At 42.2% G+C, this 13,665-nt stretch carries 13 protein-coding genes; 5 read left to right on the top strand and 8 right to left on the bottom strand.

Going from position 1 to position 13,665, the window contains the following annotated elements; all coding sequences use genetic code 11:
- Positions 1 to 51: 51 nt before the first annotated feature.
- The 7 genes from DW005_RS08385 to DW005_RS08355 all read right to left on the bottom strand — a co-directional run bounded on the left by DW005_RS08385 (position 52) and on the right by DW005_RS08355 (position 7,856).
- Entirely contained in the window at positions 52 to 1,620 is a 1,569-nt protein-coding gene (locus DW005_RS08385; protein ID WP_117478924.1) for an RICIN domain-containing protein, read from the bottom strand.
- A gap of 31 nt (positions 1,621 to 1,651) precedes the next feature.
- A complete protein-coding gene (locus DW005_RS08380; RefSeq protein WP_117478923.1) occupies positions 1,652 to 3,034 on the bottom strand; it encodes an aminopeptidase in 1,383 nt (460 codons plus the stop codon).
- Positions 3,035 to 3,086: 52 nt separating this feature from the next.
- Positions 3,087 to 3,326 carry a hypothetical protein gene (locus DW005_RS08375; RefSeq protein WP_117478922.1) on the bottom strand — a complete coding sequence of 80 codons (240 nt, stop codon included), beginning with the start codon at positions 3,324 to 3,326 and terminating at the stop codon, positions 3,087 to 3,089.
- Positions 3,327 to 3,344: 18 nt separating this feature from the next.
- Positions 3,345 to 4,085 (bottom strand): tRNA pseudouridine(38-40) synthase TruA, encoded by a 741-nt coding sequence (truA, locus tag DW005_RS08370; RefSeq protein WP_117478921.1) that lies wholly within the window; start codon positions 4,083 to 4,085, stop codon positions 3,345 to 3,347.
- The gene (locus tag DW005_RS08365) at positions 4,082 to 4,624 is read right to left on the bottom strand and encodes a hypothetical protein (RefSeq protein WP_117478920.1); all 543 of its coding nucleotides are present in this window, start codon (positions 4,622 to 4,624) and stop codon (positions 4,082 to 4,084) included. The genes truA and DW005_RS08365 overlap by 4 nt, the downstream gene beginning before the upstream one ends.
- A 107-nt stretch (positions 4,625 to 4,731) precedes the next feature.
- Complete coding sequence (locus DW005_RS08360) at positions 4,732 to 5,928, bottom strand: hypothetical protein (protein ID WP_117478919.1); 1,197 nt, start codon at positions 5,926 to 5,928, stop codon at positions 4,732 to 4,734.
- Between the two features lie 143 nt (positions 5,929 to 6,071).
- A complete protein-coding gene (locus DW005_RS08355) occupies positions 6,072 to 7,856 on the bottom strand; it encodes a hypothetical protein (RefSeq protein WP_117478918.1) in 1,785 nt (594 codons plus the stop codon).
- A gap of 585 nt (positions 7,857 to 8,441) precedes the next feature.
- On the opposite strand from DW005_RS08355, the gene nadA reads away from it, so the two are divergent.
- Genes nadA through DW005_RS08330 form a run of 5 tightly spaced genes read left to right on the top strand, consistent with a single transcriptional unit; the run spans position 8,442 to position 12,442 of the window.
- A complete protein-coding gene (gene nadA / locus DW005_RS08350; RefSeq protein WP_117478917.1) occupies positions 8,442 to 9,350 on the top strand; it encodes a quinolinate synthase NadA in 909 nt (302 codons plus the stop codon).
- 17 nt (positions 9,351 to 9,367) lie between these two features.
- Positions 9,368 to 10,654 (top strand): L-aspartate oxidase, encoded by a 1,287-nt coding sequence (locus DW005_RS08345; protein ID WP_117478916.1) that lies wholly within the window; start codon positions 9,368 to 9,370, stop codon positions 10,652 to 10,654.
- The gene (nadC, locus tag DW005_RS08340) at positions 10,647 to 11,501 is read left to right on the top strand and encodes a carboxylating nicotinate-nucleotide diphosphorylase (RefSeq protein ID WP_117478915.1); all 855 of its coding nucleotides are present in this window, start codon (positions 10,647 to 10,649) and stop codon (positions 11,499 to 11,501) included. Before DW005_RS08345 ends, nadC begins: the two co-directional genes overlap by 8 nt.
- 15 nt (positions 11,502 to 11,516) lie before the next feature.
- Positions 11,517 to 12,050, top strand: coding sequence for a transcription repressor NadR (locus tag DW005_RS08335; RefSeq protein WP_181974994.1), 534 nt, complete (start codon positions 11,517 to 11,519; stop codon positions 12,048 to 12,050).
- A complete protein-coding gene (locus DW005_RS08330; RefSeq protein ID WP_117478913.1) occupies positions 12,047 to 12,442 on the top strand; it encodes a thioesterase family protein in 396 nt (131 codons plus the stop codon). The genes DW005_RS08335 and DW005_RS08330 overlap by 4 nt, the downstream gene beginning before the upstream one ends.
- A 53-nt stretch (positions 12,443 to 12,495) precedes the next feature.
- Here the strand turns inward: DW005_RS08330 and DW005_RS08325 are convergent, their stop codons facing one another.
- Entirely contained in the window at positions 12,496 to 13,536 is a 1,041-nt protein-coding gene (locus DW005_RS08325) for an Ig-like domain-containing protein (RefSeq protein WP_242989390.1), read from the bottom strand.
- Positions 13,537 to 13,665 lie beyond the last annotated feature (129 nt).

The following is a 13,665-nucleotide window of genomic DNA, read 5'->3' as shown; positions in this document are numbered from 1 at the left end:
TCCCCATTTCCAGTGTCGTCTGTCCGTTTCATCCCCTCTGAAACGACTGAATCAACTTTTTACACCAAGGCGGTACGAAGTTTTTACCTTATATTTGTCAGAAACGGTAATGACTTTTCCATCCCATGGGTCAATCGCCACCAAATCAGACACTGAAATCCCGCTGCCACCCCCTGTCTTTTTACAGCCGATGATCGTTATCCAGTGCTGTGGTGTATTTCCGGTTACGTGAAGAATAGAAGGTTTTCCTGCCATTAATTCATTGTATGCCGCCTGCAAAACAGCTGCCTCTGAAACGTAAGATTTCGTCGTATAGCCACCTTTGCTCCACACGCAGTCTACATTTGTAGAACTACTCCAATAACTGTGTGGACTTGTTACCGTACCGGTCAAAATAGCATTACAGTATGCAAGTGCATACGAAGCACACGCCTTTTTCTCAAGCGCCGTTCCATTGCTCTGGTACCCGACTGCCGCTATCTTTGCTGCGTCATAAGAAAGTGTCATATTGCTTCCACCCGATAAAGCCCCTACAGTAAATTCCCGGTTAATCAATATGATGTCTGTTTTTGTCACATCACGGATGGCTACAAGATAACGGTACGTTCCCTCTGTCAGTTTACCAAATGTAATAGCCGAATCGGCAGTAGAAACCGTTCCAAAGCAACTGTCTCCATTCCATTTCTTTTGCAGCATAACCTTTCCCGATTTGTCATATACCGAAACACTAAATAAGGAAATTGAATATCTGGAAGCAATCATCCCTTTCAGTGTAAAAGCATGTCCCACTAACAGTCTTGCCGGGTATGTGGCACCGGAAACAAATGCTGCCGGTGTCGGTTTTGCGATTTTCTCCCAGACAAAACGCCATTTTTTATTTCTTTTCCGTGTACCTAACGTAAGCGTATTTCCCTCGGCACATACAAACGCCTTGGCTCCGACACACTTCAGATACGTGCTTCCCCCACTTCCCTGATAAAGGGAAAATATCTGATTGTTATCTTTTTTACTATATTTTTTCTGCACCAGCGAATTTGACGCTTTATGATAAGTAAGATAAAGACTGCTGTTTTCATTTTTCAGGCGAATCTTTTTACCGCCGGCACTTTCAACCTTCCACATACGGCAGGCATTGTCGCCCTTGGTCCACAGAGAAACCGCAGCATTTTCTGCCATGGAAGAATTCTTCACTTCCATGACAAGCTCTTTTTTATCCTGTGAGGCAATATAATAATATCCCACCGATTTATGTACCGTCTGATTTATCGTGATTTCATATTTTTTCTTTTCAAAATACAAATGCGTCAATTTCTTTTTCCCTGAGGTTGTTGTGACACAGAGTGTGTACCAGCCTTTCTTTTTTATGGAAAGTGTTTTTTCACTCTTTTTAATTTTCTTTCCCTTTTTCCATACTTTTCCTGATGTGCTGCGAATTTTCCCTTGTCGAAATGAGATTTTCTTTGTAGATTTCGCCAGCATTTTTTTCTCCAATGCCGCAACCGAACCGGCATCTTTTGCCTTTTCTTTGGCATGAGAAGGCACCGGTGCCAAAATAAGCACCAGTGCCAGAATACTTCCTATAATTCCCACGCCTGCAAACCGCAGTCTGTTTTTTATCATTCTTTTGTTTCCTTTACTTTTTCATTGAAAACTACATAATTCGATTCAAAAATTCTACATAGCCTTTTTTCGTTTCATAAACATCAGCTTTGCTTGTAATTTCCCACGGTGCATGCATATTGAGAACGGCAACGCCGCAGTCAATGACATCCATGCCATACAGCGCCATAATATAAGCAATGGTTCCACCGCCACCGACATCTACTTTTCCAAGTTCGGCCGTCTGATAAGCCACCTTGGCATCTTTTAAGATACCACGGATTTGTGCCATAAATTCGGCATTTGCATCATTACTTCCCGATTTTCCGCGGGAACCGGTAAATTTGTTAAATACCATACCGCGTCCAAAGTAAGCTGCATTTTTCTTTTCATAAGCGGATGCATAAACCGGGTCAAATGCGGCGCTTACATCCGATGAGAGCATTTTTGAATTTGCAAGGCAGCGGCGAAGGGCAAGGTCTGAATACTGTCCGCACACAGAGAGCACTTCTGCTACTGTATTTTCAAAGACACGGGAGCGCATGCCGGTCGCACCGACACTGCCGATTTCTTCTTTGTCTACAAGCAGGCAGCAAGTTGTGTATTCCGTATTTTCCACCTCAAGCATTGCCACCAAAGAGGTATAAGCGCAGACACGGTCATCCTGTCCATACGCCATAATCATGCTGGCATCCAGACCAGACTCACGCGATTTTCCTGCCGGTACCACTTCCAGTTCTGCCGAAAGGAAGTCTTCTTCTTCCATATCATATTTTTCTTTTAAAATAGAAAGAATCTGTTTGCTGACCGCCTCTTTTTCTGCACCTTTTAATGGGCGGCTTCCCACTAAAATATCAAGGGCTTCTCCCTCAATGACTTTGTTGGCTTTTTTCTCCATGTTTTCACCAGCCAGATGAATCAGCAAATCCGTCACACAGAATACCGGATCATTTTCATCTTCACCAATGCACACATCTACGATTGTTCCGTCTTTTTTTGCAATCACACCGTGAATGGCAAGTGGCAGCGTTACCCACTGGTATTTTTTGATACCGCCATAGTAATGCGTATCCAGATAAGCAAGTTCGGTATCTTCATAAAGCGGATTCTGTTTGATATCCAGACGCGGTGAGTCAATGTGTGCTCCTAAAATTGCCATTCCTTTTTCAAGGGGCTGTTTTCCTATCTGAAACAAAGCAAGCGATTTCTTCATATTAACAGCATACAATTTGTCGCCGGCTTTCACCTGTTTTCCTTCCTCTATCACTTTGTTCAAGTCAAGATATCCGGCTGCTTCCGCCATCGCAACCGCCTGTTTCACACATTCGCGCTCCGTCTTTCCGGCATCCAGAAACTTTCTGTATGACTCATTCAATTTTTCTAATTCAGAAACTTCTGCTTCTGTATATTCTTTCCATGCATTTTTACGTTCCATTTTCATTTTCCTTTCTATTTATAATATTCGCAGATTTTTCTACGGTGCTTTTTCAGACGTCTTCCTCATCAAACTCTACTACAACGTAAAATCCTTTTTCCGTATGCTTTATTTCCTGCACAATGCCTGTCCGCGACTGCAGCCGCTCTCGGAACACATAGTTTCCGGACATCGCAACCGCCGGATTGATTGTGTAATAATAAGCACTTGGCAAAACACCTTCGGTAATGGTGACCTCGTCTCCTTCTTTTACGAGATTCGGACGCTCCATTTTAAATTCCATTCGTCTCATCCAATGCCTCCCGTCTTTTTAATCATAAAGAACCCGCACTAACGTAAGCCCTTTTGCAGGTGCCGTCACACCCGCAAGCGCACGTTCTTTCTTTGCAAATACTTCATCAATCGATTCTGCTGTTCTTTCGCCCATGCCAATCTCGACAAGAGTTCCCGTTAAAATACGGACCATGTTGTACAAAAAGCCACTGCCGTAAAACGTCAGATAAATCCGATTTTCATCCTCCGTTATCGTGATGTCATACAAATTTCGCTCGGTCGACTTTTTACGTGAGGCTTTGGTGCAAAACCCTTTAAAATCGTGCTCGCCGACAAGCTTTTCCGCCGCCTGTCTCATCCGCATGACATCCAATTCTTTGTCCATCTGCCACATGTACTTTCTGCCAAATACATCAAATCCGTCCTTTTTGCAAAGGCAGTACTCATATACTTTTCCGGTTGCATTGAGACGGCTGTGAAATCGTTCGCCCGCCTCTTCTACTTTCAGTATCCGTATATCTTCCGGTAAATATTCATTTAACACATCCTGCAATTGCTGCGTTGTTTTTTCTGTATTTAAACGAAAATTTGCAACCTGCTCTTTCGCATGCACGCCTGCATCCGTACGTCCGGCTCCATCAATCGTCACCGGAAATTCCATCTGCTTTGACAGCACTTGTTCAATCCGTCCCTGAATCGTATTTTTTTCTCCCTGCTGCCTCTGCCATCCACGGTAACGGCTTCCATCATACTGTATTTTAATGCGGTAATTACTCACAGTCTGTCTCCCCGGTCACTTTCATATTTTTCTCTCATACGAAGTTCCGCCATAATTCTCTCGAATCCGTCTTCGTCATCCTCTAACGACAAATCCAGACTCACGGCAATATTATTCAAAATGTGCTCTGTTAAATCATCCTGCATTTCTTCCAGAATCCGAATTTTCTCATGACACGATTCTGCATCCAAGAAGGCAAGCATCTTCTGAATTGCCTCCGGCACTTCCGGTTCTTTTGCTTCTTCCGGTTTCTCGGCTTCTGCCGGCCCTCCATCCATAATTTCTCCCTTGGAAATTCTTGGCTGCTTATTCGGCAAATCTTCTCTTTTTTCAATCTGTTTTCTTCCAACCAGTGGCAATTCTGCAAATTCTTTTACATACTCAGCAAAAAACTGCCGCTTTTCCATAACAAAATGGTCATAGGGTTTTGTTAATTCCTGATAACAGATTACTTCCTGATAAGTAGGCTTTGTCTGGGCTCTTGCAATAATCTGTACAGGCGCCCCTGTCTCCTTGTGGTAAAACAATCTTGATGTCATCCCAAACACTTCCTTTATAGTTTATAGTCAATCTTATCATAACAAAAAAAACGGGAAACCGCAAGGAGCATAAAACTCTTTAGGGTTTCCCGTTTTGCTTTTATTTTTTAGTATACCGTAGCGCTGCTTACGATTTTACTGGATACTTTTTTCTTACCGACTTTTGTCTGATATCTCAACTGAACATAATACGTTTTCCCTTTTTTCAGTTTTTTCTTACCACACTTTGTAATCGTATAACTGGATTTCTTTGAGCTTAAGGATTTCACTTTCTTAAATCCACCATTTGATTTTGTGGATACATATACCTGATAACCGCTGGCACCGGAAACTTTCTTCCATTTCAAATAAATCTTTTTACCGTTACTGCTGCGTTTTGCCGTTACTTTCTTACTGGATGCATGATATGTATACGGAGACCATGCGCCGTAATAAACTTTATTTCCAACTGTCACATAAGCTCTTACACGGGCTTTTACGAAAATTCCTCTTGGGAAAGGCTTTACATAGGTGTAAGAACTTGTTGATGTAGCTCTAAAGTATGTCTTTTTGCCATTTGCAGATTTCACTTCATACTGATAACCATCCGCATTGTTTACATCTGTCCAGATATATTTTGCTTCTTTCAGCGAATCCCAATAATACTGCATAGCAATCCGGCTTACTTTAATCGGAATCGCTTTCATCTCTACACCACTGCACTGGTCACCGGTTACTGTGCCGCCGGTCACATTTTTCACAGCAGCTACTGAAAATTTGGTAGATGTCGTTGCAGCAACACCGGTAATCGTTGCAGAATTTGTTGCTGATGTACCAATCTGTGTCCAATTGTAGTTAATATACCCATAAATCACATAAGAAGCTGCTCCTGCAGATGCATTCCATGACATGGAAACTGAATTCACACCTGCTGCTGTCTGTGTTAATCCGGTAACCTCCGTCGGTTTTGTCGATACGATAGCCGTCTCAGAAACACCGACCATCACATGAGTTCCCGAATAGTGACTACCATTGTATGCCACGACACGTGCATAATAGCTGGCACCTTGTGTTAAATTATATACCGAATCACTTGGTGATGAACTGTATTCCATATCGATCCAGTTTTTTCCATCCTGGCTAAACTGTGTATGGTAGTGTCCGGCTCCAAGCTGGGCATTCCATGCCAAATCCACGTAACTACTTCCTGCACCAGTCTGCTTTACACCCATGTTCACTGCTGCCTTACTCTGCGTTCCCGCTGCAAGGAAAACAACAAATGCAAAGACACATGCGGATAAAATTTTCGTGATACCTTTTTTCATCTTTTACTCTCCTTTTCTTTTCAAACTCAATCTGTGATAAATCAGATTAAATAATAATATAATACCGTCTCAATTATATAGCAGGTACATTTTATTTGTCAAGCAACAACGCGCAAAATTCAGGTAAATTTGATGTAAATCATTTAACAGTTCTTTTCCTTTATCAGGCGCACTAATTTGTGTCTGAATGCTTTTTCGTAAACGTTTCCGGAATCGAACGCATACTTATTAAAATCGAACCGACTGTTTGCAATACGCTCCCTCGTATAAAATTTGTCTTCACCGTTTTGAAATGTCACCCATACAGCACCGGTCAGTTCCTCTGTCGTATAGTCTGATTTTTCCACCATCATCGGAATTGCCTTTTTACTAAGAAGAAATACGTGAGCGTAAGTGCCTACCGTCTCAGCCAAACGATTAATATTAATCTGACGCTCGGAGTCCTCTTCTTCCACAGCCAGAATAACCGGCAGTGTACGCGAATGGTCTGCGATAAATTCACTCAACATCTCAATTTCCTTCATTTTTTCTACTTTATGAGGCTTTGTCATCATTGGAATCACATCTGTATAACCAATCTTTCTAAAAATTTCATCTACAAAACGAGGTTTGTTAAAACTGTCACGAATCAAACGGTCCGGATTATGACAATAATCACAATCCACTTTCATACGAATATAGTCGCTTCGCTCCAAAATCACCTTAGTACGCCATACCACTCCTTTACGCTCCGCATCCGCGTGCTCAAATGTAAGTTTATAAAATCCAAGGCTTATATTCCCTAGTATTTGTAAATAATATCCTGCTTCATGGTATTCATAATCAATCGGTGTATCCGGTATTCCTTCCACAATATTCTGCAGCCGTCCCTGTGCCCATCCGGCAATGAATTTCACCGCCGTTAAAAATTCTTCATTTAAATCTCTTTGCGGGTCATGCGACAAAGTCACTTTTAGCTGGAATGAAGGCGTCACATCCAAAGGATTCAGTTCCAGTCTTTCATTTCGCTGAGGCTTCTCTACCTTTAATATGTCATGACATATTTTCGCAAGTTTGCGTTTTAACTTTGGCTCGTAATCCGCTACGGAATCATTAATGACTTTTACTATTAAATTGTAAGTAATTTTTTCATGGTAACCATCTCGAAGCAGTGCAAACAATACTTCCGGTCTGTTACATCGGTACAGACAGTAAGCTGCTTCTTCATTTTCATCCAAAAATTGACAGATTTCTCCTGCCAATGGCTCTAAATCAAACCGCAGGCGGAATTTTGCCTTAAGCATCATTTCCCACTTTCGCTCGGTATAATGATAATCTGCCAGCTTTTCAAATACATTTAATGTCGTCCAGTCACAAAGTTCCAGATTGGCAAGAACGCTGTTTAAGGTCCTTGACAAATCCTCGCGCCAAAAATCATCACCATACGGTGATTTGTAACGCATATCGTGTTCAATCTCATGCCATCCCTCGAAAGAAATGGTGCGAAGCTGAACTTCAAACGTCGCATCAATCGGCAGAAAACTAATGTCTCCATTATAGACACGCTGATATTCTTCCGGCACCCAGAACACGCCATTTAACTTAGATGCCTTAAATTCTTCTTCGGTATTGTCCGTTTTAGACCACTCGCCCACCTGCCGAAATGTTTTCTCCAAAATCGTCCGCACAATATCCATATCATCCTGATAATACACAACGACACGCAGTCCAATTAGATCCTGCATCTTCTTGTCGTGTTCCCCAAATCCATACCCCGGTTTTTCTAATTTCTGTGCAATGGAAAATGGTGTCTTCGCACGGCTGAAAATGCGAAAATAGATACCTGCACGGTTCAATATGCTTCTGATATCCTCTTCCAGTCTGTCTCCAATTCCTTCCACCTGTCGTATATGCATATTCTTTTGTATTTCATCTACATTATATTTCAATCCCCCATACCTTCTTTCTCAAAGCAATCTTTTTTTATTTTACCATTGTTTGGGTGAAAAAGAAAGCAGATTCCTCAATTCACAAACAATTCACAAATTATATTAAATTTGAACACCGTTTCGACACATTTGACTTTTATACTAAAGCCATAAGTTGAAACAAAGAACAACTTCAACTTATATGACAAATGCCAATTTCACATTTTTGATATTTTTTCATAAAACTCCTCTTTCAAAAGGGCGGCTGGGTTACCAGTCGCCCTTTCCCTTTTGTGTAAGTAACCGTTCTCTTGTAATATCGTCCCCTTTCTCGCACTGTCACTCAAATTTGCTGTAACCTTAAATTCAAAAATCCCCCGCCCGAACTTTCCTCTAAGGGACTAGAACACCGCCGGTAAGCAGAGAGTGTATTTTACTCTCGCTTACCGTTGCGAGTGTTCTCAAGCGAAAGCGGTCCCGAAGGGGAAAGTTCGGGCGGGGATTTTGTATTTTACCCGTTACAGCAAATTTAATTTCTTTCTGTCTTGTCAGCTGTAAAGTTTTGTGTTATCATAGGACACAATACACAGAAAGGAACAGATAATTATGTCTGATTTACAAAACCGTATTAAACAATTGAAACAAGAAAAAAATGCTGTTATTCTGGCACATTACTACGTTCATGACGAAGTACAGGAAATTGCTGACTACATCGGCGATTCCTTCTACTTAAGCAAAGTTGCCACGAAAACAGATGCTGATACCATCGTCTTTTGCGGTGTTTCGTTTATGGGCGAGAGCGCCAAAATCTTAAACCCGGAAAAGACTGTACTTATGCCGGATGAAACAGCAGACTGTCCGATGGCACACATGGCGGATATCGACCGAATTGAAGAACTCCGCAAAGAATATCCGGATTTAGCAGTTGTCTGCTACATCAATTCGACGGCAGAATTAAAGTGCCACGCAGATGTCTGTGTGACTTCTTCCAATGCAATCCGCATTGTAAAGGCACTTCCAAATAAGAACATTTTCTTTATTCCGGATGAAAACCTGGGACGTTTTGTTGCTAAACAGGTACCGGAAAAGAATTTTATTTTCAATGACGGCTATTGTCATGTACACGCATCTATCCGGAAGGATCAGGTAGAAGCTGCTAAAAAAGCTCATCCGAATGCACCTTTTATCGTTCACCCGGAGTGCCGACCGGAAATTCTTGATTTGGCAGATTTCATTGGCAGTACATCCGAAATCATTGATTACGCTTCATCCGCTGATGCCAAAGAATTTATCATTGGTACGGAACTTGGCGTTTTGTATGAACTGAAAAAACAAAACCCGGACAAGATTTTTTATTCGGCAGGTTCTGCTCAGTGCTGTCCGAATATGAAAAAGATTACACTCGAAAAAATTGTCCATGTTTTAGAGACAGGGGAGCATTCGATGTCTGTCACGGATGAAATGCGCACACAGGCAAACCGCCCTTTGGAGCGGATGCTTGAACTGGCAAAGTAAGGAAGGGAGATATTCTCATGAAACATACCGATTTTTTAATTGTAGGAACAGGGGCCGCCGGTTTATTCTGCGCCCTTCAGATTCCAAGCGATAAACAGGTTCTCATGATTACCAAAGAAGACGCTGACGAAAGCGATTCCTTTTTAGCGCAGGGCGGTATCTGTGTCTTAAAGTCGAACGATGATTACGACAGTTATTTTGAAGATACCATGCGTGCCGGGCACTATGAAAACCGAAAAGAATCCGTCGATATTATGATCCGCTCCTCGCAATCGATTATTAAGCAATTGGTGGAGTACGGCGTGGATTTCAAACGTGAAAATGGCGAGTTCTGCTACACCAGAGAAGGTGGTCACTCCGATTCACGTATTTTATTCCACGAAGATATTACCGGGGAAGAAATCACAAGCACACTTTTGGCACGGGCGAGAGAACGCGAAAACATTACAATTTTAGAACATACCACCATGTACGATTTTCTTATGGCAGATAATATTTGCTATGGCGTAATGGCTCAGATGGCGGATGGCTCAAAGGAAAAAATCACCGCTGATTATACGATGTTAGCATGCGGTGGACTTGGCGGCATTTACAAACATTCGACGAATTACCGCCATATTACCGGAGATGCTTTGGCAATTGCTAAAAATCATGGCATCCGGTTAGAGCACATTGACTACATCCAGATTCACCCGACTACTTTGTACTCCGAAAAACCGGGACGTCGCTTTCTGATTTCCGAATCCGTGCGCGGTGAGGGTGCGATTCTGCTGAATAAAGAGGGTAATCGTTTTGTCAATGAACTGCTGCCCCGCGACTTATTAACAAAAGAAGTCCACAAACAGATGGCAATTGACGACATGCCTTATGTTCGTTTGTCGATGGCACCGATTCCAAAAGAAACGATTATCAGCCATTTTCCAAACATTTACAAACGCTGTCTGGAAGAGGGCTACGACTGCACGAAAGAGCCAATTCCTGTTGTTCCGGCACAGCATTATTTTATGGGTGGTATCTGGGTTGACAAAGACAGCCACACTTCTGCCGGACATCTGTATGCGATTGGCGAGACGAGCTGCAACGGTGTACACGGAAAAAACCGTTTGGCAAGCAATTCTCTGTTGGAGAGTTTAGTATTTGCCCGCCGTGCTGCCACACATGCAATGGAAGAATATACCGCTTTGCCGGAAAAAACTTTTGATGATATTTTGCAAAATGATACATTAACAAACCTCACCGAATCCTACCACAAGGAATTGTTAGAGGCCATTGAAAAAGAAAGGGAGAAAACAAATCATGAATGAAATTACAATGCTTACAAATGCAGACCCGTTAATCCGCATGGCTCTTGCCGAGGATATCACGAGCGAAGACATTTCGACCAATGCCGTAATGCGGGAAGCAAAACAGGGTGAAGTTGATTTAATCTGCAAGGAAGACGGCATCATTGCCGGACTTTCAGTATTTAAACGTGTTTTTACGCTACTGGATGCGGACACGGAAATTACTTTTTTCTGTCAGGATGGCGATGAGGTAAAACAAGGTCAGAAAATGGGCGTCGTGCGAGGCGACATCCGTGTTCTCCTTTCCGGAGAAAGAACGGCACTGAATTATTTGCAGCGTATGAGCGGAATTGCCACTTATACCAATTCGATTACAAAACTGCTTGCCGGTTCTAAAACAAAATTATTAGACACAAGAAAAACAACACCAAACAACCGTATTTTTGAAAAATATGCGGTAAAGGCAGGCGGCGGTTACAATCACCGCTACAATCTTTCAGATGGTGTTTTGTTGAAAGATAATCACATTGGAGCTGCCGGCAGTGTGGCAAAAGCAATTGAAATGGCAAAGGAATATTGTCCTTTTGTCCGTAAGATTGAAATTGAAGTGGAAAATCTTGATATGGTGAAAGAGGCGGCAGACGCCGGAGCAGATATTATTATGTTAGATAATATGTCGCATGACGACATGAAGGAAGCCATCCGTATCATTGACGGACGTGCAGAGACCGAATGTTCCGGCAATGTCACACGGGAAAACATTGCCAAATTAATTGACCTTGGCGTCGATTATATTTCCAGCGGTGCTTTAACCCACTCCGCACCAATTATGGATATTTCCCTGAAAAATCTGCATGCAACAGAGTAAATGGAGGTACCGGATATGTCTGGAGAAAAACGACGAGACCGATTGCTTCAATATCTGGAGGAACACGACAAGCCGGTTTCCGGAACCGAACTGGCGAAGGAATTCGGCGTAAGCCGCCAGGTGATTGTGCAGGACATTGCACTTTTGCGAACCGGTCATGTAAAAATTATTGCAACCAACCGTGGATATCTGGTTCCACCGACTAAACCAAGCGGGGTTCGACGTATTTTCAAATGCCGTCATACGGATGAACAGGCAGAGGACGAATTAACCTGTATCGTGGATTTAGGCGGTATCGTAGAAAATGTATTTGTAAATCATAAAATTTATGGTAAAATTCAAGCAGATATGAATATCCGCTGCCGACGAGACATCAAAGAATTTATCGCGGGCATTAAAAGCGGAAAATCCACGCTTTTAAAAAATGTGACATCGGACTACCATTACCACACTGTCACCGCAGAGGAAGAACGGATTCTGGATGACGTGGAAGCGGAGTTAGCAAAGCGTGGTTATCTGGTAGAACAGAAAAAGGAGGAACTGCAATGAGTTTAGAAGTTGGAATTAAAGGAACCTGCACGGTTACTGCCGACGAGTCCAATTCGGCAAAAACAATGGGGAGCGGCACACTGGATGTATTTGCCACTCCTGCTATGATTGCTCTCATGGAAAAAACAGCATGGACAAGCGTGGCTCCGTATTTGGAAGCGGGCGAAGGAACCGTAGGAATCCATTTGGACATTTCACATGATGCACCAACACCGCTTGGCATGACCATTACCTGCGAGAGTGAACTGGTAGAAATCGACGGACGAAAGCTGGTCTTTTCCGTCTCGGCAAAAGATGAAAAAGGGACCGTAATCGGACGCGGCACCCATGAACGCTTTGTGATTTTGGAAGAAAAATTCCAGGAAAAAGCAAATCGGGCTTTGTTAGGATAAAAAAAGAAGTTCAACCGCGTTGTAGTCTTCTGCGGTTGAACTTCTTTTTATTTTTAGTAAATCAATTCCACATCATCTAAATACCATGCTAAGTATTCTTTATTTGCCGGACCATAACTTCCACCAACTACAAAATCAAAGGTTGTCTGGCTTCGCAAATCTGCGGTCAGTTTCTTGTTAAACAACAGCGTCTTTGTCGCAAAACCAACATCTTTATCTGTCTCCTTGAACTTATGTCCTTTGGCGCTCTTGCCATTTTCCACCTGAGGCATACTGCCATCATCCGGTGTTTCCGGTGTCACCATACCCTCTGTATAATAGAATTTATAATACTCTTTCTCATTTGGAAGGGCATTGCTCTGTGTGGTATATGTGTTAAATGCATATTTTTTATTAATCGTGCCTGCTTTGCCAAAGAATGAGTTGATTCCAATTCCCACATGGCGGGACGCATCGCTGACAACACGAACTTTTACGCGGATTCCTTTATAATCACCCAATTTCTTTGCTGATATGCCTGTCAATTTTTCAAGGTCAACGGTAAATACCGGGCAAAAACTATAGAACTTTGGTATAACCTGAAGGACTTTGTTATTTGCATTTTCCGGATCTGTAATAACCTTCATTGTCTCTCCTTTTGCGAGATAATGTGCCGGTTCGTTTCCACCACTGGTAAGTCCCTCACCAAGTGTGTAATTTCCCCAATCCGTTCCTGCTGTGTAACTTTCAAAGTTTTCGACCATCTGAGACTGATATACAGCCTTTTTCTTTACTACTTTCTGTTTCACGGTAATTTTGCATTTCAGCTTCTTCTTACCGATTTTGGCAGTAATCACAGTCTTACCTTTTTTCTTTGCTTTTACAACACCCTTTTTCGTTACGGATGCAACTGCTTTTTTAGAAGATGACCATTTGACTTTTTTCTTTGTGTTTTTCACTTTCAACGTCAGTTTTTTGCCAACATATAACGTTGCCTTTGTCTTATTTAATTTCATCTTCTTTTTGGCTGCCTGCCCCTCTGCTGGTGCAATCAAAAGTGTGCACGCAAGCGTCAGAGATAACACTGCTGCCATCGTTTGTTTCATTTCCCTCATTACGAAACCTCCTCCATTTTTTGATAGTTTAATTATAAGAAGATATGTTGAAAAAATCAACCGGAATTATAATTGAGTTTGTGGCAAGTGTTCGTTGGCACATTTTTTGTTTTCCGTAATTTCGTAGAA

Origin of the sequence: Clostridium sp. AF36-4 (assembly GCF_003435975.1) — a bacterium.
Taxonomy (GTDB): domain Bacteria; phylum Bacillota; class Clostridia; order Lachnospirales; family Lachnospiraceae; genus Eubacterium_F.
The sequence above is the reverse complement of the archived record's forward strand: the minus strand, read 5'-3'. Positions and strand labels throughout refer to the sequence as shown.